At 43.1% G+C, this 22,016-nt stretch carries 20 protein-coding genes and 1 tRNA gene; 15 read left to right on the top strand and 6 right to left on the bottom strand.

The genetic code is table 11. The features are described 5' to 3' along the window. Positions 1-3: 3 nt before the first annotated feature. Genes cysS through B1s21160_RS05570 form a run of 5 tightly spaced genes read left to right on the top strand, consistent with a single transcriptional unit; the run spans position 4 to position 6,160 of the window. Positions 4-1,377: a cysteine--tRNA ligase gene (cysS, locus tag B1s21160_RS05590; RefSeq protein WP_095672737.1), complete on the top strand. Its 1,374-nt coding sequence runs from the start codon at positions 4-6 to the stop codon at positions 1,375-1,377. Continuing rightward, a complete protein-coding gene (rlmB, locus tag B1s21160_RS05585) occupies positions 1,377-2,360 on the top strand; it encodes a 23S rRNA (guanosine(2251)-2'-O)-methyltransferase RlmB (protein WP_095672736.1) in 984 nt (327 codons plus the stop codon). The genes cysS and rlmB overlap by 1 nt, the downstream gene beginning before the upstream one ends. A 1-nt stretch (position 2,361) precedes the next feature. Then, complete coding sequence (locus tag B1s21160_RS05580; protein WP_223297950.1) at positions 2,362-3,141, top strand: SGNH/GDSL hydrolase family protein; 780 nt, start codon at positions 2,362-2,364, stop codon at positions 3,139-3,141. 50 nt (positions 3,142-3,191) lie between these two features. Next, on the top strand, positions 3,192-5,276 hold the full coding sequence (locus tag B1s21160_RS05575) for an RNA degradosome polyphosphate kinase (protein WP_095672734.1): 2,085 nt from the start codon (positions 3,192-3,194) through the stop codon (positions 5,274-5,276). Continuing rightward, positions 5,273-6,160, top strand: a complete 888-nt coding sequence (locus tag B1s21160_RS05570) for an NUDIX hydrolase (RefSeq protein WP_095672733.1) — start codon at positions 5,273-5,275, stop codon at positions 6,158-6,160. The genes B1s21160_RS05575 and B1s21160_RS05570 overlap by 4 nt, the downstream gene beginning before the upstream one ends. Here B1s21160_RS05570 and B1s21160_RS05565 read toward each other — a convergent pair. Continuing rightward, positions 6,157-7,074, bottom strand: coding sequence for a Ppx/GppA family phosphatase (locus B1s21160_RS05565; RefSeq protein WP_095672732.1), 918 nt, complete (start codon positions 7,072-7,074; stop codon positions 6,157-6,159). The genes B1s21160_RS05570 and B1s21160_RS05565 overlap by 4 nt on opposite strands. An 87-nt stretch (positions 7,075-7,161) precedes the next feature. Here B1s21160_RS05565 and B1s21160_RS05560 point away from each other — a divergent pair. Both B1s21160_RS05560 and B1s21160_RS05555 read left to right on the top strand, forming a co-directional pair. Next, positions 7,162-7,236 (top strand) — tRNA-Thr (locus B1s21160_RS05560). A 46-nt stretch (positions 7,237-7,282) separates the two neighbouring features. Further along, positions 7,283-8,959 carry a GMC family oxidoreductase N-terminal domain-containing protein gene (locus B1s21160_RS05555; protein ID WP_095672731.1) on the top strand — a complete coding sequence of 559 codons (1,677 nt, stop codon included), beginning with the start codon at positions 7,283-7,285 and terminating at the stop codon, positions 8,957-8,959. Here the strand turns inward: B1s21160_RS05555 and B1s21160_RS05550 are convergent. After that, entirely contained in the window at positions 8,945-9,754 is an 810-nt protein-coding gene (locus tag B1s21160_RS05550) for an alpha/beta fold hydrolase (RefSeq protein WP_095672730.1), read from the bottom strand. The genes B1s21160_RS05555 and B1s21160_RS05550 overlap by 15 nt on opposite strands. A 10-nt stretch (positions 9,755-9,764) precedes the next feature. Then, positions 9,765-10,988 (bottom strand): NAD(P)/FAD-dependent oxidoreductase, encoded by a 1,224-nt coding sequence (locus tag B1s21160_RS05545; RefSeq protein ID WP_095672729.1) that lies wholly within the window; start codon positions 10,986-10,988, stop codon positions 9,765-9,767. Between the two features lie 23 nt (positions 10,989-11,011). On the opposite strand from B1s21160_RS05545, the gene B1s21160_RS05540 reads away from it, so the two are divergent. From B1s21160_RS05540 to B1s21160_RS05515, 6 genes are all read left to right on the top strand, one after another. Then, a complete protein-coding gene (locus B1s21160_RS05540) occupies positions 11,012-12,514 on the top strand; it encodes an SDR family oxidoreductase (protein WP_095672728.1) in 1,503 nt (500 codons plus the stop codon). After that, complete coding sequence (locus B1s21160_RS05535) at positions 12,495-13,847, top strand: pyridoxal phosphate-dependent decarboxylase family protein (protein ID WP_095672727.1); 1,353 nt, start codon at positions 12,495-12,497, stop codon at positions 13,845-13,847. The genes B1s21160_RS05540 and B1s21160_RS05535 overlap by 20 nt, the downstream gene beginning before the upstream one ends. 43 nt (positions 13,848-13,890) lie before the next feature. Further along, positions 13,891-14,181 (top strand): DUF3263 domain-containing protein, encoded by a 291-nt coding sequence (locus B1s21160_RS05530; protein ID WP_041887839.1) that lies wholly within the window; start codon positions 13,891-13,893, stop codon positions 14,179-14,181. Between the two features lie 142 nt (positions 14,182-14,323). Next, complete coding sequence (gene groL / locus B1s21160_RS05525; RefSeq protein ID WP_095672726.1) at positions 14,324-15,949, top strand: chaperonin GroEL; 1,626 nt, start codon at positions 14,324-14,326, stop codon at positions 15,947-15,949. A gap of 81 nt (positions 15,950-16,030) precedes the next feature. Then, positions 16,031-16,906, top strand: coding sequence for a DUF3027 domain-containing protein (locus B1s21160_RS05520; RefSeq protein WP_095672725.1), 876 nt, complete (start codon positions 16,031-16,033; stop codon positions 16,904-16,906). Positions 16,907-17,000: 94 nt separating this feature from the next. Beyond that, on the top strand, positions 17,001-17,384 hold the full coding sequence (locus B1s21160_RS05515) for a cold-shock protein (RefSeq protein ID WP_041887843.1): 384 nt from the start codon (positions 17,001-17,003) through the stop codon (positions 17,382-17,384). On the opposite strand, the gene B1s21160_RS05510 is transcribed toward B1s21160_RS05515, so the two are convergent. From B1s21160_RS05510 to pdxH, 3 genes are all read right to left on the bottom strand, one after another. Further along, the gene (locus B1s21160_RS05510; RefSeq protein ID WP_095672724.1) at positions 17,381-17,557 is read right to left on the bottom strand and encodes a DUF2530 domain-containing protein; all 177 of its coding nucleotides are present in this window, start codon (positions 17,555-17,557) and stop codon (positions 17,381-17,383) included. The two genes, B1s21160_RS05515 and B1s21160_RS05510, sit on opposite strands and share 4 nt — an antisense overlap. 95 nt (positions 17,558-17,652) lie before the next feature. Beyond that, positions 17,653-18,774 carry a phosphoserine transaminase gene (gene serC / locus B1s21160_RS05505; RefSeq protein ID WP_095672723.1) on the bottom strand — a complete coding sequence of 374 codons (1,122 nt, stop codon included), beginning with the start codon at positions 18,772-18,774 and terminating at the stop codon, positions 17,653-17,655. A 9-nt stretch (positions 18,775-18,783) separates the two neighbouring features. Continuing rightward, positions 18,784-19,437: a pyridoxamine 5'-phosphate oxidase gene (gene pdxH / locus B1s21160_RS05500; protein WP_041887847.1), complete on the bottom strand. Its 654-nt coding sequence runs from the start codon at positions 19,435-19,437 to the stop codon at positions 18,784-18,786. Positions 19,438-19,525: 88 nt separating this feature from the next. Here pdxH and B1s21160_RS05495 point away from each other — a divergent pair, with 88 nt between their 5' ends. Continuing rightward, positions 19,526-20,641, top strand: coding sequence for a citrate synthase 2 (locus B1s21160_RS05495; protein ID WP_095672722.1), 1,116 nt, complete (start codon positions 19,526-19,528; stop codon positions 20,639-20,641). A 9-nt stretch (positions 20,642-20,650) separates the two neighbouring features. Further along, the gene (locus B1s21160_RS05490; RefSeq protein ID WP_095672721.1) at positions 20,651-22,015 is read left to right on the top strand and encodes a cryptochrome/photolyase family protein; all 1,365 of its coding nucleotides are present in this window, start codon (positions 20,651-20,653) and stop codon (positions 22,013-22,015) included. Position 22,016 lies beyond the last annotated feature (1 nt).

Raw genomic sequence — 22,016 nt, 5'->3', positions numbered from 1 at the left:
TAAATGAGTTCATTAAGTCTTTATGACACCAAGAGCCGAAAACTTTCTGTATTTAAACCAATAAAAAAGGGTGAGGTTGGAATTTATCTGTGCGGCGCCACCGTGCAAGCACCTCCCCATGTTGGTCATATTAGAAGTGGCGTGAATTTTGATATTTTACGTCGCTGGTTAATCGCCTCTGGCTATAAGGTAACGTTTATTAGAAATGTGACAGATATCGATGACAAGATTATTCATAATGCTGGCCATGAAGAGATCACCTGGTGGCAGGTAGCAGCAAAATATGAAAGAGCTTTTACCGATGCTTACAACAATCTAAATGTTCTACCACCTACAGCTGAACCCAGAGCCACTGGGCATATCACCCAAATGATTGAGCTAATAAGTAAGTTAATTGACAACGGATCTGCTTACGCCCCAGGAAATGGTGATGTTTATCTTGAGGTGAGAAAGGTAAAAAACTATTTAGATCTGTCCAACCAAAAACTAGATGATCTATTGGTAGCAGATGATGCAGATCTTAAGTTTAAAAAAGATCCAAAAGATTTCGCACTCTGGAAAGCTGCTAAAAAAGGTGAACCATCATGGCCAACTCCATGGGGTGATGGCAGGCCTGGTTGGCATATTGAGTGCTCAGCGATGGCACATGCCTATCTTGGTGAATCATTTGATATTCATGGCGGCGGTCTTGATTTAATTTTTCCGCATCATGAAAATGAGATAGCCCAATCAAATGCTGCTGGCTTTAGTTTTGCAAACACTTGGATGCATAATGCTTGGGTTACAACTAGTGGTGAGAAGATGAGTAAATCACTTGGTAATTCACTTCAGGTTGCTGAGGTTGTAAAAAAAGTTCGGGGAATTGAACTGCGTTGGTATTTAGGAAGCGCCCATTACCGCAGCATGCTGGAGTTTTCATTTGAAGCACTAGCAGAGTCTGCGACTGCATTTAAGCGGATTGAGGCTTTTTTAAGTAGAGCAGAGAGTCTCTTAGGAAAAGAACCTGAAATATTAATTGCAGATGAGTTTGCTAGCGCAATGAATGATGATTTAGCGGTCCCACAGGCACTTGCGTTTATTGCTGAAAGTATGCGAATTGGAAATAGCGCAGCTGATGATAAGAAGGTAATTGCCAAAACAGCTAGTGAAATTCGAGGTGCTTTATCAATACTTGGTTGTGATCCAAAGGATGCTGCATTCAAATCTAATACTTCAAATAGTGCAGCAATTGATGGGCTTATCAAATTAGCACTCGAGCAACGAGAGGCTGCCAGATTGCGAAAAGATTTTGCCGCTGCAGATCAAATACGTGATCAGATCGCCTCACTTGGCATTACAGTAGAAGACACAGCCAATGGCCCAAGGTGGAGTTATTAATGAAACCAGGTAGATCACGTAAGGATCGACCAAAGGGTGCCAAATCTTTTGCCCGTGGAGGTAAGAGTGGCAGTAATAAAAGAGTTGAGCGAAGTGCGGTTGCACGTCCTGAAAAACGAGATAATCACCGAGATGAAAGGAGTGATGCTCGTAAAGGATTTCGCAAACCAGTAAAGGTGAATGATAGAGAGATAAAACGAGAGGATCGCAGAGGTGATCGTCCTGAAAAAAGATTTGATAGAAGGGGCTCTACCCAAGATGCGGTAGCTGGTAAGAACTCAGTTGTAGAGGCGCTACGAGCAAAGATTCCCGCCAAAGAGTTAGTGATTGCAATAAAAGTTGAGATGGATGAGAAAATTTCAGAAGCGATCAGATTAGCTAAAAATGCTGACCTGCCGATAAAAGAGATTCCCCGCCGAGCACTTGATGATTTAACTGGTTTTTCAAACCATCAAGGTATTGCCTTAGTAATTAAACCTTTCAACTACACAGAGTTTTCAAAGCTAATAGCAAGTGCTAAAAAACCAATGATGTTAATTGGACTCGATTCAATTACCGATCCTCACAATTTAGGCGCAGTAGTTAGATCTGCTGCAGCCTTTGGCGCAGATGGAGTAGTAATCCCAGAGCGGAGAAATGCTGCTATGACAGGTTCTGCTTGGAAGGCTTCAGCAGGAGCGGCAGCTCGAATGCCAATTAGTCAAGTAACCAACCTAGTTAGATCAATTGAAGATGCTAAAAAAGCTGGCTGTTTTGTAGTTGGCTTAGATGCGCAAGGTGATGTCGAATTAGCAAAAATGAATTTAGCTAGTGAATCTATTTATATTATTGTTGGCAGTGAGGGCAAGGGATTATCTAGATTAGTGAGAGAAAAGTGTGATCTTGTAGTTTCAATTCCCATGCAATCCTCAGTTGAATCTTTAAATGCCAGTGTGGCAACAGCAATAGTTATGTATCAGGTATCGGCAGAACGAGGTAAGTAAGTTGGTTTACACAAGATTTATAGCACTCGGTGATTCCATGACTGAAGGTATGAAGGATGAAGAAATTAAAGGTCAATACCGCGGTTGGGCAGATCGGGTGGCAGATGGGTTAGCAAAAGATAACCCAGAGTTCACCTATATGAATTTGGCAGTCAGAGGCAAATTACTCAAGCAGGTAGCAGAAGATCAAGTCCCTAGAGCGGTGGCATATATTGAAGGAAAACAAACATTGGTCTCATTTCATGCTGGTGCCAATGATGTGCTCCGCCCAAACTATAAGCCGGAAATTTCTTTGCCTGAATATGAAAAAGCAGTGAAGCAATTAACTGATGCTGGAGCTACGGTAATTATCTGGACAGTAATCGATAAGGTTGAAGGCAAAGGTAGAAGCGCCGCCCTATGGCATATGAGATTTAGTAATTTTAATGAAAATGTCAGAGCTGCTGCAGCTAAGTATCCAGTAATACTGTTTGAAGGAAGGCAGGCTGAGTTTTTAAATACCAGAAAATTCTTAGCATTTGATCGATTACATATGAACACCGAAGGGCACTATCGATTGGCAAATTTAGTACTAGAAAGATTAGGTTATGAGTTTGATTCAAATTGGAAAATTCCGCCGGTGCCAGACAAACCTAAAAATAGATTAGTAAGAGTTATTTCTAATATAAGCTGGATTTTAGTTTTTGTACTTCCTTGGATTTGGCGCAGAGTACGTGGTACATCCTCCGGAGATGGCAGAAGTGCCAAGCATCAAGTGCCAGTGAAATGGAATAAGCGCTGAGTTAGCCTACTGATTACCACTTGTTAACCTTTATCCAGCACAATATTCACATGAGTCAACATCTGATTTCAACTAATCCACGTCAGCGATTAATTGATAGAGAGTTAAGTTGGCTTGCTTTCAATGAGCGGGTTTTAGAGTTGGCTGAAGATAAAACTACTCCACTGCTCGAGCGGTGCCGTTTTCTTTCCATATTTTCCTCAAACCTCGATGATTTTTTTATGATCAGGGTCGCTACTTTGAAGAGGAAGCTAGAAAGTGGTGTAACAAAAGCAAACAGTGCAGGGTATTCCCCAATTGAGTTAATGAGTGAGATCTCTAAAAAAACTCAATCACTAATTCAACGACAATCGGAGTGTTTTCAAAATGATATACGTGTCAAATTGGCAGAGGCTGGGATAAGTTTTATTAAATGGAAAGAGCAAGATGATGAGGAAAAAAACTACATAAACAAAATCTTTACTGACCGGATCTTTCCAGTGCTAACGCCGTTAGCAGTAGATCCAGCTCATCCATTTCCCTATATTTCTGGGCTCTCATTAAATCTAGCGGTGTTGGTAAGAAAGCCAGATACTCATGAAGAGTTATTTGCTAGGGTCAAAGTTCCTTCATCACTTCCAAGATTTATTCAAACCAAAGAGTTTGCCAGCACCAGGTTTATTACAATCGAGCAGGTAATTATCGCCAATCTAGATAAATTATTTCCAGGGATGGAGATTGAGGATTACTACACCTTCCGGCTCACTCGAAATGCTGATCTGGAGCTGGAGGAGGAGGAGTCAGAAAATCTCCTGGTTTCAATGGAGGCGGAGTTGCTTCGTCGCAAATTTGGCCCGCCAGTAAGACTTGAAGTTCCAATTGATATTAAGCCAGGACTTTTAGAGCGATTGAAAGTTGAGTTATCAATTAGGGAGGAGGATATCTCTAGATATAAGGAGCCATTAGATCTAACCGGATTAAATATTATTGCTGATCTTGATCGTCCAGAATTGAAGTTTGCTCCTTTTAGAAACCAAATCACGAAAGAGTTTCGCGAAATTGATCAAGACTCCAATGAGGAGTTTTTTGCAGCTATTAGGCGGCATGAAATATTGCTGCATCATCCCTACGACTCTTTTAACTCCTCAGTTTTAAGGTTTTTAGAGGCAGCAGCAACTGATCCAGATGTGCTGGCTATAAAACAAACACTCTATAGAACCTCTGGTGATTCACCGATTGTTAATGCCTTAATTGAGGCGGCAGAGGCTGGTAAACAAGTTCTAGCGGTAATTGAAATTAGGGCAAGGTTTGATGAACAGGCAAATGTTAGATGGGCCAGGAAGCTAGAAGATGTGGGTGTCCATGTGGTTTATGGCTTAGTTGGGTTTAAGACTCATGCGAAATTATCATTGGTGGTGCGCCAAGAGGGCAGTGTTGTGCGCAGGTACTGCCATGTTGGCACTGGAAATTACCATCCTAAAACTGCTCGCATGTATGAAGATTTGGGAATATTAAGTGCTGAAGATCAATTAGGTGAAGATTTAAATATATTATTTAATCAACTCTCTGGCTTTGCCCCACAATCCACTTACAACCGCTTACTAGTTGCTCCTCGAACAATTCGCCCTGGGTTATTGGAAAAGATAAATCGCGAAATTGAAAACAAAAAAGCGGGCAAGCATGCTTTCATTAGGCTAAAACTAAATTCACTCCTAGATGAAGAGTTTGTTGAGGCGCTGTATTTGGCTTCAATGGCAGGAGTTGAGATAGATCTTGTGGTGCGAGGAATTTGTGCAATTTTGCCTGGAATTCCAGGTGTTTCAGAAAACATCAGGGTCAGATCTGTTCTGGGCCGATTCCTGGAGCACTCAAGAATCTTTCACTTTGCCAATGGTGGGGATGATGAAATCTATATCGGCAGCGCTGATCTAATGGATCGAAATCTAAACCGAAGGGTTGAATCTTTAGTGCGAGTGGCACGAGATGAGCACAAAAAGGAATTAATTAAAATTTTTGATCTTTATCTTTCATCAAATACTGCCGCCTGGCATCTGCTGCCAGATGGTAAATGGCTGCGAGTTAACCAAGATCCAACCGGAAGTCCACTAGCTGAGTTGCAGTCGGTAATGATTGATTCATACCGAGTTCATTCGTGAGCAAAATTATTTTGGCAGCTGGCGCGCTGGTTTGGCGTAAAAGCAAAGAGAAGAAAATTGAAATAGCAGTAATCCACCGACCAAAATATAATGACTGGACCATTCCTAAGGGAAAAGTAGAGCTCAGCGAGTCTTCAATAGCTTGTGCCTATCGTGAAGTGATAGAAGAGACAAGTATTGAAACTGAATTTGGTATGTATTTAGGTGAAGTCAAATATCAATCACTTGATGGCCCAAAGCAGGTTTCATTTTGGTCAGCGCAGGTAGTAAAAGAAAATACCTTTACTCCCAACTCAGAAGTTGATGCAATTAAATGGGTAGAGGCTGCAAAAGCTGCTAAATTTTTAAGCTTAGAATCTGATAAAGAAATACTAAGCAAATTTAATAAATTGAAATATGAAAGTAAGCCATTAGTACTTTTAAGACACGCAAAAGCGCTCAGCCGCGATGAGTGGCAGGGCGATGATGATGATCGACCACTTGATTCACTGGGCCAAATGCAGGCAAAAAGATTGTTGTCGATCTACCAAGCGTTTAATCTTGAGCAGATCCACACCTCAGATGCAATTCGTTGCTATGACACTGTCGAGCCAATGGCTAAAGCGTTGGGTTTAAGACTTGAGGTCAGCAATAATTTGAGTGAGAGCGCATTTAAAAAGGATAAGGAGGATGCCTTTGATTACGCCAGAGATTTAATTAAGAGTGACAAACGCGCACTGTTATGTAGCCATAACCCAATTCTGCCTAAGGTATTAAATAAATTAACTAAGAAATCTGATGTTGAATCAGATGAAGAAAAATTGTATCCAGCAGATGCCTGGGTCATTCACAGAATTGGTAAAGAGATAATTCAAATAGATCGAATTGATGCACCTACAACTTAAGCTTCCATCCAATCAAGCCATTTAAGGATCACTCCCTCACGAAGTGCCCACGGGCAAATCTCTAACTCCTTGATATCTAAATTTCGCATCACACTCTCGGCAACAAAGGCGCCGGCAACTATTTGAGATGCTCGGTTCTCAGAAACCCCAGGTAATTTAGCTCTAGAGCTCTCATCCATATCTGCCAATTTCGGTGAGATTTTTCTAATTGCCTCAACAGTTAAATTCTTCCCACCGCCATCAAACCAATCTCCTGCCAATCTAGCTAAAGTGCGTAAGGTTTTGCTAGTTGCAATTGCTCGGTCGCTCTCTTGGTGCTTGACTAATGATGGCAGGATTTGCTCAAGTTTATTTTCAATATGATCTCGAAGCGCCCTAATACTTTTATCAGTGTAAGGATCACCTTTTAAAAACTCCTTAGTTAACCTTGCTGCACCAAGTGGAAGTGAGATAGCAACCTCTGGAGATTCATCCACACCGACCGCCATTTCAAGTGAGCCACCGCCAATATCAATTACCAATAGCCGCCCACTGGACCAACCAAACCAACGTCTTGCAGCTAAAAATGTTAACTTCGCCTCCTCCTCGCCAGATAAAACCTGTAGATCAATATTAAAATCCTTATTTATTGATTTGATTATCTCATCACCATTTCTAGCCTCACGTAATGCTGAGGTTGCAAAAGGCAATAACTCTTGCGTCTGTACTGCAGAGGATTGTTCTATCGCTCGCTTGATACAACTTCGAAGTTTTTCTACCCCATCATCTGAAACAAGATTTTCAGTAGATATATATTGAGTTAGCCGAAGCTCCTCTTTGTAATTAAAAGTTGGATTTGGTCTAGCCCCAGGGGCGGTATCAACAATTTGCAAGTGCACAGTATTTGAGCCAACATCTAAGACGCCAAGACGCATACGGGCAACTTACTAGATTTTATTGCCTAAATCCGCAGCGGAGATTATGTTGATTTATTCATGGCATAATTACGCCCCTATAAACCCGCCTCTCTAGCTCAGTGGTAGAGCAGCCGCCTTGTAAGCGGCAGGTCGTCAGTTCAATCCTGACGGGGGGCTCCAGTTTTAACTACTTATTATTGCTAAGTAATCAAAGTAGAGTTTGATTATGAAATCAGCCGATTTTGATGTGGTGGTAATTGGCTCTGGCTTCGGCGGCTCTGTTGCCGCACTTCGCCTTACTGAAAAAGGCTATAGGGTCGCAGTGCTTGAGGCGGGCAGAAGATTTAACGATAAGGATTTTCCAAAAACCTCTTGGCGACTGAGCAGATTTTTATATCTGCCCCGTCTTGGACTTCGTGGGATTCAACGGATCCATGTGCTGCCAGATGTTTTAGTTTTAGCAGGAGCTGGTGTTGGTGGCGGCTCATTGGTATATGCAAACACTTTATATAAACCACCTGCCTCTTACTTTGAAGATAAACAATGGAAACACATCACTGATTGGCAGAGTGAGTTATCTCCCTGGTATGACCAAGCCTCTCGAATGTTAGGAGTCGCCCAAAACCCATATTTTTCTCCTTCAGATAAAGCGATGAAAGAGGTAGCGGATCAAATGGGAGTGGGTCACACATTTAAATTAGCGCCCCTTGGAGTTTATTTTGGTGATGGAGTTGGGATTAAATCTAAGGATCCATTTTTTGGCGGTGTAGGTCCAGATCGAGATGGGTGTTTGCAATGTGGCGGGTGTATGACCGGTTGCCGGCATAATGCTAAAAATACATTGCCTAAGAATTACTTGGGTTTGGCTGAAAAAGCGGGAGCAAAGGTATTTCCTGAGCACACTGTGATTAAAACTGAACAATTACTAGATGGCAGTTGGAAAGTTACTGCTCGCAAAAGCTCTGCCTGGTTTGGCGGCAAGCGAGTCTTTACTGCATCTCAAGTTGTAGTTGCAGCTGGTACATATAACACCCAAAAACTGCTACATAAGATGAAATCAGATTCTGTGCTACCTAATCTTTCAGAGCAGTTAGGCAAATTATCTAGAACTAATAGCGAGGCACTTACCGGCAGTATCATGCCAAAAGGCGGAACTGACTTCTCTGCTGGCTCTGCCATCACCTCATCATTTTTTCCAGATGATCACACCCATGTTGAGCCAGTTAGATATGGCAAGGGAAGTAATTTCATGGGCTTGCTTCAGACAGTAATGACAGATGGCACAAATATTAAAGATCGAAGAAGGCAGTGGTTGCGCCAAGTGATTACCAAGCCCTCCTTGGTTTTAAAGATATTAGATGTTAGGCAGTGGAGTCAGCGGACAGTGGTGGCGTTGATAATGCAAAACGTTGATTCAGCTATTAACGTAAAAGGAAAAAAAGGCTTATTTGGTTTTCGATTAACCTCTAAAAATGATTCACTCACCCCAAACGCAACCTACATACCAGCTGCCAATGAGGTGGCCAGAAGAATTGCGGAAAATAATGGCGGTATTGCAGGTGGCCATATTGGCGATCTAATTAACGCACCTTTCACCGCACACTTTGTTGGCGGGTGCGTTATTGGTGACTCGATTAAAACTGGAGTGATTGATCCCTACCATCGGGTTTATAACTATCCGACTCTGCATATTGTTGATGGTGCCTCAGTTACTGCAAATCTTGGTGTAAACCCATCACTGACAATTACTGCTCAAGCTGAGCGAGCTTTTTCCTTCTGGCCAAATAAAGGTGAGGCAGACACACGTCCTGCGCAAAACACCGCTTATCGCAAGATCTCCGCAGTACTACCTAATAAACCATTTGTACCAAAAGGAGCACCTGCAGAGTTAAGAGTTTCTTAAAATCTTCTCTTGTTGTTTAGCACGTCTATTAGGCATCTTGGTCATTGGAAAGCTGAGTGATTTATAAAAATCTTTAATTACTGCCTGCATTAACTTTGGTTTTTCACTTACTAAATTATGAGATGCACCTGGTATCACCGCAAGCCTGCCATTTGGAATCCCTTCATACATTTTAAATGTCATCTGGCTGGTAAATGGCTCATCATCTGCTGCCAATATTAATACTGGGCACTTAATCTTCTTAAGTTGCGATAGCCGTATCTTTGGTTCGGTTTGCCAAACTTTAAAAGCTTTTTTCTTAATCTCTAGCAGTAATTTTGGATCTTGTTTACTCATCCTGACAAAGTTTGCAGACTCTTCAGGTGATACCTCGACATTGTCTAAATCAAATGATAAGCCTGCGTCATAGGTGTAGTTTGCACCAATTGCCACTAAAGATTTTACTAATTTTGGATATTTAATCGCTGCCAGTAATCCAATATTGCCACCATCACTCCAGCCAATAATGTGAACTGGTTTTTTAATCACAGTTTTAATAAACGCAACCAGCTCTTTAACTTGAAAATCAAAGTGCATATACCCAGGCCTAACCTTGGTATAACCATGGGCGGTTCGATCATAAGCAAATGGTTCATGGGTGGCAGCAACTGCTGGCAGAATTTTCTTTTCCCATTTTGCAGTATGGCTAAGTCCGCCATGTAGCAACACCACCGGTTCGCCATTCTTCTGCCATTTAACCGACCAGATTTGGTGGCCATCAATTTTTATGTACTTTCGATAAACCGGTTTTGCCATAGTTTAAAACTTAATTTGAATCCATGATGTGGCGATTGCCGCGATCAAAGGTCAGGTAATTCCAAGTCCAATCAGCCATAGTGCCAATCTTATTTCGGCCGCCTAATAGGTAAAACAGGTGTAGCCATAACCAAGCAAGCCAGGCAATTGGCCCTGCAATTTTAATTCCTCGTACCTGCACTACCGCTTTATTTCTGCCAATTGTTGCCATAGATCCCTTATCAAGATATTTGAAATTAGTAAGGGGCTTATTCTCACTAACTCTGGCAATTTGTTTTGCTATGAATTTTCCCTGTTGAATTGCAACAGGTGCAACCATCGGTAAACCTTTGCCATCTGCACCGATAGCACCAGCGATATCACCTAATGCCCAAATATATGGGTAGTTTTTTACCTGCATAGTTGGCTCAACCGCAATTCGATTACCAGCAACTGGTAGCGCCAATTGCGACATCGCATCAGATCCTTTTACCCCAGCTGCCCAAATAGTTATCTCAGATTGCAGCACACTGCCATCTTTTAAAGTAATTTTTCGATGCTCAAGTTTTTCTACCGCAGCATTTACTAATACCTTTACGCCCAGTTTTTCTAAATCTTTCTTGGTTCGAGCAGATAGTGATGATGCAAATGATGGCAAGACTCTTGGGCCTGCTTCAATTAATGAAACCTGAATATTGCCCGCAACCTTTGGCATATCATGTTTTAGCGGCCCACGAATTAACTCTGCAATCGCCCCTGCCATCTCCACACCGGTTGGACCACCACCTACTACTGCAATTGAAAATTTTGTGTCATCTTCAAACCTGCAAAGATCTTCAAACCTTCGCATAATCTCAGCCCTGATAGTTAGTGCTTCATGGACAGTTTTCATTCCCAGTGCAAACTCACTTACTCCAGCAACACCAAAATCTGCAGTCACTGAACCTAAGGCAACAATTAAATGATCAAACTTTAAAACCTCACTGCTATCTAGTTTTACCTCTTTGTTTTTATGGTCAATTGCAATCGGTGAACCCATTCGAAATTTAACCTTTGTGCCACGAAGTGCTCCTCTTATGGGGTAAGCCACATGATCTGCGGCAAGTCCTGCAGTTGATACCTGATAAAGCAAAGGCAGGAAGGTTTGAAAGTTATGGCGATCAACAACTGTGACATCGGTCAATTTATGTAGCGCTCTAGCGGCAGCAAGCCCACCAAACCCGCCACCTAAAATAACTACCTTTGGTTTATTCACAGGTTAAGTCTACTGTTTTCACCATGACGGATGAGCGCAAAATCTTAGTTACCGGTGCCTCTGGATATGTTGGCGGCAGGTTAGTCACATCACTTCTTAATGATGAGATGAATGTTCGGGTTTTTGTCCGCGATATTAACAAAGCACAGAGCCATACCTGGGCTTCAGCAGTTGATATTGCAGTAGGAAACGCATCGGATTACCAATCTACTGTGAATGCATTAACTGGGATCCACACCGCTTTTTATCTTTTGCACTCTATTAACTTAGGTCCTAATTTTGATCAAATTGAATCTGAAATGGCGTTCAATTTCGCCAAGGCAGCTGAGAGTTGCGGTGTAAAACAAATTATTTATTTAGGCGGCATTAACAACGATGAAAAAACTAGTAAGCATCTGCAATCCAGAGCGAATACCGGTAAATCACTAGCCTCAACCACAGTTCCAGTGATGGAGATTAGAGCTGGAATAATTATTGGCTCTGGTTCTGCCTCCTTTGAGATGCTTCGACATTTGACTCACCGATTACCAATAATGACCACTCCTAAGTGGGTTATGAATAAAACTCATCCAATTGCGATTAGAGATGTACTTTGGTATTTAAAGCATGCCGCAGAATTAGCTAAACCAGTTTCGGGCGTATTTGATATTGGCGGGCCAGAGGTTTTGACTTATGCCGACATGATGCAAAAGTTTGCCAAATTATCTGGACTTCGAAAGCGAATCATTATCAGAGTGCCAGTCTTAACACCAAAGCTTTCAAGCCTTTGGATTGGCTTTGTGACTCCAGTACCAACTGGACTTGCGCGGCCATTAGTTGGCTCTTTAATTAGTGAGGTAGTCGCAGATCCAAAAAAATCACTGAACAACTTAATTCCACCGCCACCTGAAGGATTAACTGATGTAGAGCGAGCAATCTCCCTGGCATTAGATAAAGTATCAAGTAACACGGTAATAACTCGTTGGTCAGATGCCACCACTCCAACTGCGCCATGGCAAAAGGCACAGAGTGATCCAGATTGGGCGGGTGAGTCAATATCTAAAGATGTGCGGGTGCGAATCACTGATGCTTCTATGAAAAATTTATGGGTTGCAATTGAGGAGATCGGTGGTGACAACGGATATTACGGTGCTGATTTTCTTTGGTACTTAAGGGGTTTATTGGATCGGATGATTGGCGGAGTTGGCCTGCGAAGGGGAAGAAGAGATCCAGTTCATTTAAGAGTGGGAGAGTCATTAGATTTTTGGCGGGTTGAATCTATGGAGCCAGGAAAATCATTAAAGCTTTATGCTGAGATGATTTTGCCAGGCAAAGCTTGGTTGGAATTTAAAATCAAGCAACTACCTAATGGTAAAAGCCAGGTGACCCAAGAGGCCTCCTACGCCCCACTTGGCTTAATTGGCCGACTTTATTGGTGGGCAGTAGCACCATTTCACATCTTGGTTTTTCCAACCATGATTAGAAATTTAATTCGCAGCGCAAACCGAAAAGATTACGCGGAAGCAAATGCACCAGTTCACAGCTGAGGTTGAGGAGCTAGCCAAAGAGGTACTTGAGTACTCACTGATTCGCTTGCGCAAAGATCCACCTCTTGATGGCCCAAAAAGTGCGCAGGAGTTGTACGAATTAGCTGGAAATACCATCACCGAAAAGGGATTAGGTGGGCATGAAACTCTCAAATTATTTAAAGATGTATTAGCAACAGCCTGTATCTCAACTGATCATCCACGGTATCTAGCATTTATTCCATCTGCACCCAGTGAGTATGCAAACTTATTTGATTTAGTAGTTGGTGCCTCAGCACTCTACGGCGGCTCATGGCTTGAGGGAGCGGGAGCTGTCTTTGCCGAAAATCAAGCACTTAAGTGGATCTCAGATTTAGCTGGCATGCCAAGCACTTCAGGTGGGGTATTTGTGCAAGGTGGCACCATTGGAAATTTATCTGCCTTAGTAACCGCCAGAAACACCTTTAGAGGTAAACGAAAAGATGTCACTAGGTGGGTAATTGCTGCAAGTGCGGATTCGCATGCATCAATCAAATCCGCTGCCGAGGTTATGGATGTTGGTATTTTGTTAATTAAGCCAGATAAAGATGGCGCGCTGCAAGGTGAGACCTGCGCAACTGCGATTGATAAATACCATCAAGAAAATCCTGGCCATCAAATATTTGCAATTGTCGCAACCGCCGGTACAACAAATCTAGGAATAATTGATAACTTAAAAAGTATTTCAGCTTGCGCCAAAGAGCGCGGAATCTGGTTTCATGTTGATGGTGCATATGGCTTGGCCGCACTTTGTGCCCCATCGGTGCGTCCATTATTTGATGGTGTGGAGCTATCTGATTCATTAATTGTTGATCCACACAAATGGTTGTTCGCCCCTTTTGATGCTTGTGCCTTGATTTATAGAAATCCAAAGCTTGCAAAGAAAGCACATCTACAAAAAGCCGCTTATCTTGAAACTTTGGAAGAGGATGATGAGTGGAATCCATCTGATTATGCAATTCATTTAACTAGGCGAGCTCGAGGATTACCATTTTGGTTTTCACTCGCCGCCCACGGCACCGCTGAGTATGCAAAAGCAATGGAGCGAACTATGGAGGTTGCTAAAAATGCAGCGGAACAGGTACGCAATCATCCAAATCTAAAGTTATTAATGGAGCCGATTCTCTCTATCGTTGCCTTTGAACGGGTGGGATGGAGTAGTGATGATTATGAAAAATGGAGTGATAAATTGTTAGCAGACCAAATTGGCTTTGTCACCCCATCAGCACATAAGGGAAAACCAATCTTGCGATTTGCGATAGTTAATCCCTGGACTAATGAAGAGGATATTGCCGAGATTCTCGCCACGCTCTAACTTAAATCCACTCTTTGTCACACCTTTCTTTTAAGATAGGCCAATGGTTGAAAATCTCGCTCCGCTTAATGACCCAGCATCATCTGGGCTATCTGAGTTTGAGATAAAAATGTTGGATTTTGAACGCACCTGGTGGCGCCATGCAGGGGCGAAGGAAAGTTCAATTAAAGAGTTGTTTAACTTAACCCCACCTGCCTACTATCAATTATTAAATAACCTAATTGATAAGCCAGCTGCGGTAATGGCTGATCCAATATTGGTAAAGCGGCTTCTTAGGCTTCGAGATAGCCGTACCCAAGGTCGCAGCAGCAGCAAACTGGGCTTTAACCTTTAATCCGCCCTTATCCGCCCGCATCCGCCCTCACCTCATTTGGCGCATCTGGAATAAATCCTCTAGATTTGGCCTTAGCACTCAAAGGGTGTGAGTGATAAAAACACCTGGTAGTCCTTAAGAAACAAATAGAGGGAGAAAAACAATGGCAAAGATGATTGCCTTCAATGAAGAGGCTCGTCGCGGCTTAGAGCGCGGCATGAATGTATTAGCAGATGCGGTCAAGGTGACCCTTGGGCCCCGTGGTCGCAACGTTGTGCTGGAGAAAAAATGGGGAGCGCCAACTATTACCAATGATGGTGTCTCAATTGCCAAGGAGATTGAATTAGATGATCCATGGGAGAAGATTGGTGCAGATTTAGTTAAAGAGGTTGCAAAGAAGACTGATGATGTTGCCGGTGATGGCACCACAACTGCCACAGTTTTAGCACAAGCAATGGTGCGCGAGGGACTTCGAAATGTTGCAGCCGGATCAAATCCCATGTCATTAAAGCGTGGAATTGAAAAAGCGGTCGAGGCAATCTCAACAGAGTTATTAAAGATGGCAAAGCCAGTTGAAACTAAAGAGCAGATCTCAGCCACCGCTTCGATCTCAGCTGCTGACTCCACAATCGGTGAGATGATCGCAGAGGCGATGGATAAGGTTGGTAAAGAGGGTGTAATTACCGTTGAAGAGAGCAATACATTTGGTCTGGAGTTAGAGCTGACTGAGGGTATGCGATTTGATAAGGGTTATATCTCTGCTTACTTTGTCACTGACACCGAACGTATGGAAACAGTTATGGAAGATGCTTACATTCTAATTGCCAATGCCAAGATTACAAATATCAAGGATCTAGTACCAATCCTTGAGAAGGTAATGCAAACCGGCAAGCCACTGATGATTATTGCCGAAGATGTTGAAGGTGAAGCACTTTCAACCTTGGTAGTAAATAAGATTCGGGGCACATTTAAATCTGTTGCAGTTAAAGCCCCTGGTTTTGGTGACCGTCGCAAGGCAATGCTGCAAGATATTGCAATATTAACTGGCGCTACCGTAATCTCAGAGGAGGTCGGATTAAAGCTTGATCAAACCACCGTTGAATTACTTGGCACCGCCCGTAAGGTTGTTATTGCCAAAGAAGAGACAACAATTGTTGAAGGCGGCGGAGATGCAGATCAAATTAAGGGTCGGGTTAATCAGATCCGAAGTGAGATTGAAAAGAGTGACTCTGATTATGACCGCGAGAAATTACAGGAGCGGTTGGCAAAACTTGCTGGTGGTGTAGCGGTAATTAAGGCAGGGGCTGCTACTGAGGTTGAACTTAAAGAGCGCAAGCACCGAATTGAAGATGCAGTTCGCAACGCTAAGGCAGCGGTAGAAGAGGGAATTGTTGCTGGTGGTGGCGTGGCATTACTTCAGGCATCAAAGGTTGCCTTTGCAAAATTAAAGCTAAGTGGCGATGAAGCAACTGGTGGCAAAATTGTTGAGTACGCAGTTGAATCACCACTTAAGCAGATTGCAATTAATGCTGGCCTTGAGGGTGGCGTAGTTGTAGAAAAGGTTCGTGGCTTAGAGGCAGGGTTTGGTTTAGATGCTGCCACTGGTGAGTATGTTGACATGATCAAGAGTGGAATTATTGATCCAGCAAAAGTAACTAGATCAGCGCTACAAAATGCAGCATCTATTGCAGCTTTGTTCTTAACAACTGAGGCGGTAATTGCAGATAAACCAGAGCCAAAGCCAGCAGCACCAATGCCAGGTGGCGACGGCGGCGGAATGGATTTCTAAGAGATTAGAAAATATAGAAAAAGCCCCCGCTTAAAAGTGGGGGCTTTTTCATTTTAATCATTTACAGAATACAATTTAGAGATGGCAAAGAAAAAATCATTATTTAAGAAGCTGCGTAAAAGCGCGAGCTCATTGGTGGCAGAGCCAGAAGCACCAGTTGATGAGGCGATCTTAGAAGCAATTGCCAAACCTAAAATTGAAGCACCAGCTGCTCCTGCCATTGTAAGAAAACCTTACATTGCACCAAAAAAAACCTACCCAGCAAAAATTGAGGTTGAGGTAAACAAAACTGATCTTTTTGGAGTTTTATCACTTGCCAAACAAGCTGCGATTGAAGATTCTGGCAAGAGCGAGTATGTCGGTGAGTTGTATTCAATTGATTCTGATGAAGAAAGAGTTGCTACTTATTTGTTTCATGCAAAATTGCCAGGATACAACGGCTGGCTGTGGGCGGTCACCGCTGCAAAGGTTGACGAGGAGAGTGCTGCCACAATCTGTGATGTAGTTTTATTGCCAGGTACAAAAGCATTGTTAGCACCAGATTGGGTGCCATACTCACAAAGAATTCAGCCAGGTGATATTGGTGTTGGCGATATTGTGCCAACTGCTCCAGATGATGAGCGATTAACCCCAGCGTATGCAATGTTGCCAGAGGATGAAGAGCTAGAGGTTTCACAATTATTTGAGTTTGGTTTAGGTAGAGCGCGAGTGCTATCAGTAGTTGGCCGTGATGCTGCAAGTAAGCGATGGTATGAAGGTGATCGTGGACCACGCGCTGCAATTGCAAAAGCTGCGCCAAAACCATGCTCCTCTTGTGGATTTTTTATTCCAATTGCCGGCTCACTTCGCGGGGCGTTTGGTGTTTGTTCTAATGCCATTTCACCTGAGGATGCTCGGGTGGTGTCCTTTGATCATGGCTGTGGCGCACACTCAGAGGCGCTAATTAAGGCTGAATAACCACTAACGCCCACCTTCTTAAGTGGGTTAAACTAAGCATCTGTCCATGAGGTAGATGGCCTAAACGAACACTAAATTTTGAAGGGAGATACCAATGCCTAGCGGTCGTGTTAAATGGTTTAGTTTGGAAAAGGGTTTTGGTTTTATTTCCAATGATGAGGGTGAAGATGTTTATCTTGCAGCTGCAGCATTGCCTGAAGGAGTTGCAACGGTTAAACCTGGCACAAAGTTAGAGTTTTCTATTGCAGATGGCAGACGTGGACCACAAGCACTATCAGTTTCAATTGTTGAGGCGCCACCAACTATGTCAACCGGCTCACGCGGCAAAAATGATGATTTAGCAGCAATGATTGAGGATACGATTAAAATTTTAGATCGCTATAGCAACTCACTTCGTAGCGGGCGTGCAACCTCAGCAGATGCAGAGCGCTTAGCAAAGGTCTTACGAGGTATTGCCTCACAAGTAGATGGAAATTAAAGCGTGCCTTTTCGACCACGTCTGATTGTGTAGCGAAGTCCGACAACTCCTAGTAATGCCCCAATCAAACAGATCCACAAAACAGTGGAGCTGGCATTCATAACGATGGCAAACACAAGTGCGATTATCCAAAGCACGATGCCCATGGCAATTACAAATATCGCCTCTTTCATATCTTGATAATACCCCTACAGGCCGCTGATTAAAACCATAGTAACCATGCCAAACAAGATTGCAATAGTTACCGCTCTACGAAACTTTGCGCTCATCATTTGCTAATTGCCGCCACTACATAATCAATACATTTAGTAAGAGCGTCAATATCATCTGGTTCAACCGCTGGAAACATACCAATTCGCAGTTGATTCTTTCCAAGTTTTCGATAAGAGTCAGTATCTACAATGCCATTTGCACGCAATATTTTTGCCACTTCAAGTGCGTCAATTGAATCGATCAAATTGATTGTGCCAACTACCTTAGATCGCATTGCAGGATCGGTCACAAATGGTGTGGTGTAGCTGGTGGTTTCGGCCCACTTATAAAGCCTACTTGCTGAATCAGCACTTCGCCCGGCTGCAAACTTTAAGCCACCATTTTCATTCATCCACTTAATTTGTTCAGCTAATAAAATTAAGGTAGCAAGTGCGGGTGTGTTATAGGTTTGATCAAGCCGAGAATTTTCAATTGCAATTGAAAGATCAAAAAATGCTGGCACCCATCTGCCACTTGCTTTTATTTTTTCAACCCGCACAATTGCTGCCGGGCTCATGATTGCAATCCACAATCCGCCATCAGAGGCAAAAGATTTTTGCGGCGCAAAGTAGTAACAATCTGACTGGGTAATATCTAATGACAATCCACCCGCAGCGCTTGTAGCATCCACCAGAACTAGCGCATCATTAGCACCCTGTGGCCTAATGATTGGCATCATCACGCCAGTGCTAGTTTCATTATGCGTAAGTGCGTAGGCATCAATATCTGCCTCTATTTTTACAACTGGATGAGATCCTGGCTCAGCGTTAATTACAGTGGGATCTTCAATCATTGGCGCAGCTTTTGCGGCAGCAGCAAACTTAGATGAGAACTCACCAAATACTAAGTGTTGAGATTTCTTTTCAATCAAACCAAAGGTGGCAATATCCCAAAAGGCGGTTGAGCCACCATTTCCCAGTACTACTTCATAACCATCTGGCAATGAAAACAAAGATTTCAAACCACCTCGTACTGCGCCTACTACCTCTTTGACTGGTTTTTGGCGGTGGCTAGTTCCTAAAACTTTTCCATAATTAGTAGCTAAATTTGCAATTGAGTTAGGTAGGATTTTTGAAGGCCCACAACCAAATCTGCCATCTGTTGGTTTTAGATTTTCTGGGATCTTTAATTCACTCATTGGTAGATATTAGGGGTTGAGTCGTTTGATCTGCCAATTATTATCTTTCCCCCTGATATATCGAATTCGATCATGCAGCCTTGAGTACCGCCCCTGCCAGAATTCAATTGATATTGGATCCACCACATAGCCGCCCCAACCTTGCGGTGTCGGAATCTGCGAACCCTCTGGCCACTTACTCTCAAACTCCTTAAACTTTTTTTCTAACTCAGCTCTTGAACTTAACTCCATAGATTGTTCACTCGCCCACGCACCGATTTGAGAGCCACGTGGCCGGGAAGCAAAGTATTTTTCAGAGTCGCTGCGGCTTATTTTTTTGGCACTTCCTAAAACTATGACCTGCCGCTCCATTGGATACCATGGAAATAAGAGTGAGACATTTTTGTTCTCATCAATTTGCTTTGCCTTATTGGAGCCGTAATTAGAAAAGAATGTAAAGCCACTCTGAGTTAAATCTTTTAGTAGCACAGTTCTACTAGTTGGTGAATCATCTGCAATGGTTGATAAGACCATGGCGTTGGGCTCCACAATAATTTCGTTCTCAGCTGCCTGTTTTAGCCAGGTATCAAAGAGTGAGAAGGGGTTTGCTGGCATTTCACTCTCTATTAATCCGATCTCACCGTACTGCCTGCGCATTGCTGCGATATCTTCTCTGCTACTCATAGTTCTATCCAACCTCACTTTCGATCTGATTTGTAGCATTGCCGAGTAGGTAGCACAATATGATCCGTAGCACGCTAAGGGAGATTTTGTGGCAGATGATTTTAAGCCCGGCTTAGAGGGTGTAATTGCCTTTGAATCAAAGATTGCCGAACCTGACAAAGAGGGTAGCGCGCTTAGGTATCGTGGCGTTGATATTGAAGATTTAGTTGGCCGAGTCACCTTTGGAAATGTCTGGGGCTTATTAGTAGATGATGAGTTTAATCCAGGACTTCCTCCAGCTGAACCATTTTTAATTCCAGTACACACCGGTGATGTGCGAGTGGATGTGCAATCTGCAATTGCCATGCTTACACCTGCTTGGGGATTAAAACCGTTACTTGATATTTCAGATGAAGAGGCAAGAAGTAATCTGGCCAGAGTTTCAGTGATGGTCTTGTCTTATGTTGCCCAATCAGCCCGCGGCACAATTGCGCAAGCGATTCCACAATCAGAGATTGATAAAGCACACACGGTAGTTGAGCGGATGATGATCAGATGGCGTGGTGAGCCAGATCCTGTGCATGTGCGCGCAATAGATGCTTATTTTGTTTCAGCTGCTGAACATGGCATGAATGCATCAACTTTTACTGGCCGAGTAATTGCATCAACGGGTGCGGATGTTGCAGCTTCCATCTCAGGTGCAATTGGTGCGATGAGTGGACCATTACATGGTGGTGCTCCTGCTCGAGTTCTTAATATGATCGAGGCGGTAGAAAAAACTGGCGATGCTGAAAAATATGTTAAATCAATTTTAGATAAACATGAGCGGTTGATGGGATTTGGACATCGGGTATATCGCGCTGAGGATCCACGTGCTCGCACACTACGCCGCACCGCTAAAGAGTTGAACGCACCAAGATATGAAGTGGCATTGGCACTTGAGAAGGCTGCGCTAGCTGAATTAAAAGCACGCCAACCAGATCGAGTATTAGAAACTAATGTGGAGTTTTGGGCAGCCATAATTTTGGATTTCGCCAAAGTTCCCGCCAACTTGTTTACATCAATGTTTACTGCAGCTAGAACTGCTGGCTGGTCTGCGCATATTTTGGAACAAAAGAAAACTGGGCGAATTATTCGCCCCTCTGCTAGATATGTTGGTCCAGGGCCTAGAAAGCCAAAGGATGTTAAGGGCTGGGATGAGAGTGTGGAGTCACTTCACTCCTAGAATTACCCAATGGCTTTGCGATCAATTGTTTGGTTTCGGCGAGATTTAAGAATTAGCGACAACCCAGCTTTACTTGCTGCGCTTGCAGAAAGTGATGAGATAGTTCCGGTATTTATTTTGGATCCAACATTAATAAAAAGCGCTGGTAGTAAGCGGCTGGCATACCTTGCACAATCACTTCATCACCTAGATGATTCACTTGATAAGAAGTTAAATGTGATTGCTGGGGATCAACTAACTGTATTAAATGATTTAATAAAACGGTATAACGCAAGCTCAGTGCACATTGCAACAGAGTATGAACCATATGGAGCTAACCGAGACAATAAGATTGAAGCAGCAGGGATTAAATTAGTAAGAACGGGTTCACCTTACGCAGTTGCACCTGGTCGAGTACGAAAGCCAACTGATGCAACGCCCTACCGGGTTTACACACCGTTTTATAAGGCATGGTGTGCTCATGGTTGGCGTAAGCCAGCTGAAAAGCCAGAGATAATCAACGCCCTCAAGCCAGCAGCTGATGATCGCAACTTCCCAGATTGGAAATTGCCAGCGGGCACAAAAATAACGCCAGCTGGTGAGAGGGCAGCGATAGAAAGATTTAAGTACTTTCAAAAAAATGGTTTAAATGAGTATGACCAGGCAAGAAATATTGCGGGAATCGATGGCACTAGCAAAATGAGTGCCCATTTAAAGTGGGGAGAGATCCATCCCAGAACTTTGTTGGCGCCACTGGGTGAGAGCAAGGCACATGATGTTTTTCGAAAAGAGATTGCTTGGCGAGAGTTTTACGCTGATGTCTTATTTCACAACCAACATACCGAAACAGATTACTACGCACCTCAGTTTGCGAAGATGCGATATGACAAACCAGGTGATCAATTTAAAGCTTGGTGTGAGGGCAAAACTGGATATCCATTTGTTGATGCTGCAATGCGACAGATGTTGATTGAAGGGTGGATGCACAATCGAACACGTATGGTGGTGGCATCCTTTTTAGTTAAAGATTTACACCTTGAGTGGCAATTAGGTGAGAGGTTTTTCCGAGAGCACTTAATTGATTATGACGTAGCATCTAATGCTCATGGTTGGCAGTGGACCGCAGGTTGTGGCACCGATGCATCCCCCTACTATCGGATATTTAATCCAGTAGAGCAGGGAAAAAGGTTTGATGAAAAGGGAGATTATGTTCGAAAGTATGTGCCAGAGCTTGCTCATATAAAAGGTATTGAAATACATGAACCTTGGGAACATCCTGATGGATACAGCAAGGGGTATGTAAAACCAATTGTTGACCACAAGATTGAAAGAATTGAGTCACTCACCCGACTCGAGGAGATAAAAGTAAATAAGCCGGCATACCCAAAGGAATAAA

Source organism: Candidatus Nanopelagicus hibericus, from assembly GCF_002288005.1.
Lineage (GTDB): Bacteria > Actinomycetota > Actinomycetes > Nanopelagicales > Nanopelagicaceae > Nanopelagicus > Nanopelagicus hibericus.
This window is presented reverse-complemented; position numbering and strand designations above follow the sequence as displayed.

Bases quoted from the DNA above. Each gene is read 5' to 3' on its own strand.
- B1s21160_RS05530 (WP_041887839.1), top strand. From the start codon at position 13,891: ATGGTTGAAAATCTCGCTCCGCTTAATGACCCAGCATCATCTGGGCTA.
- B1s21160_RS05490 (WP_095672721.1), top strand. From the start codon at position 20,651: ATGGCTTTGCGATCAATTGTTTGGTTTCGGCGAGATTTAAGAATTAGC.
- B1s21160_RS05520 (WP_095672725.1), top strand. From the start codon at position 16,031: ATGGCAAAGAAAAAATCATTATTTAAGAAGCTGCGTAAAAGCGCGAGC.
- B1s21160_RS05540 (WP_095672728.1), top strand. From the start codon at position 11,012: ATGACGGATGAGCGCAAAATCTTAGTTACCGGTGCCTCTGGATATGTT.
- rlmB (WP_095672736.1), top strand. From the start codon at position 1,377: ATGAAACCAGGTAGATCACGTAAGGATCGACCAAAGGGTGCCAAATCT.
- B1s21160_RS05550 (WP_095672730.1), bottom strand. From the start codon at position 9,754: ATGGCAAAACCGGTTTATCGAAAGTACATAAAAATTGATGGCCACCAA.
- serC (WP_095672723.1), bottom strand. From the start codon at position 18,774: ATGAGTGAATTAAAGATCCCAGAAAATCTAAAACCAACAGATGGCAGA.
- B1s21160_RS05555 (WP_095672731.1), top strand. From the start codon at position 7,283: ATGAAATCAGCCGATTTTGATGTGGTGGTAATTGGCTCTGGCTTCGGC.
- cysS (WP_095672737.1), top strand. From the start codon at position 4: ATGAGTTCATTAAGTCTTTATGACACCAAGAGCCGAAAACTTTCTGTA.
- B1s21160_RS05535 (WP_095672727.1), top strand. From the start codon at position 12,495: ATGCACCAGTTCACAGCTGAGGTTGAGGAGCTAGCCAAAGAGGTACTT.
- pdxH (WP_041887847.1), bottom strand. From the start codon at position 19,437: ATGAGTAGCAGAGAAGATATCGCAGCAATGCGCAGGCAGTACGGTGAG.
- B1s21160_RS05575 (WP_095672734.1), top strand. From the start codon at position 3,192: ATGAGTCAACATCTGATTTCAACTAATCCACGTCAGCGATTAATTGAT.
- groL (WP_095672726.1), top strand. From the start codon at position 14,324: ATGGCAAAGATGATTGCCTTCAATGAAGAGGCTCGTCGCGGCTTAGAG.
- B1s21160_RS05510 (WP_095672724.1), bottom strand. From the start codon at position 17,557: ATGAAAGAGGCGATATTTGTAATTGCCATGGGCATCGTGCTTTGGATA.
- B1s21160_RS05515 (WP_041887843.1), top strand. From the start codon at position 17,001: ATGCCTAGCGGTCGTGTTAAATGGTTTAGTTTGGAAAAGGGTTTTGGT.
- B1s21160_RS05565 (WP_095672732.1), bottom strand. From the start codon at position 7,074: ATGCGTCTTGGCGTCTTAGATGTTGGCTCAAATACTGTGCACTTGCAA.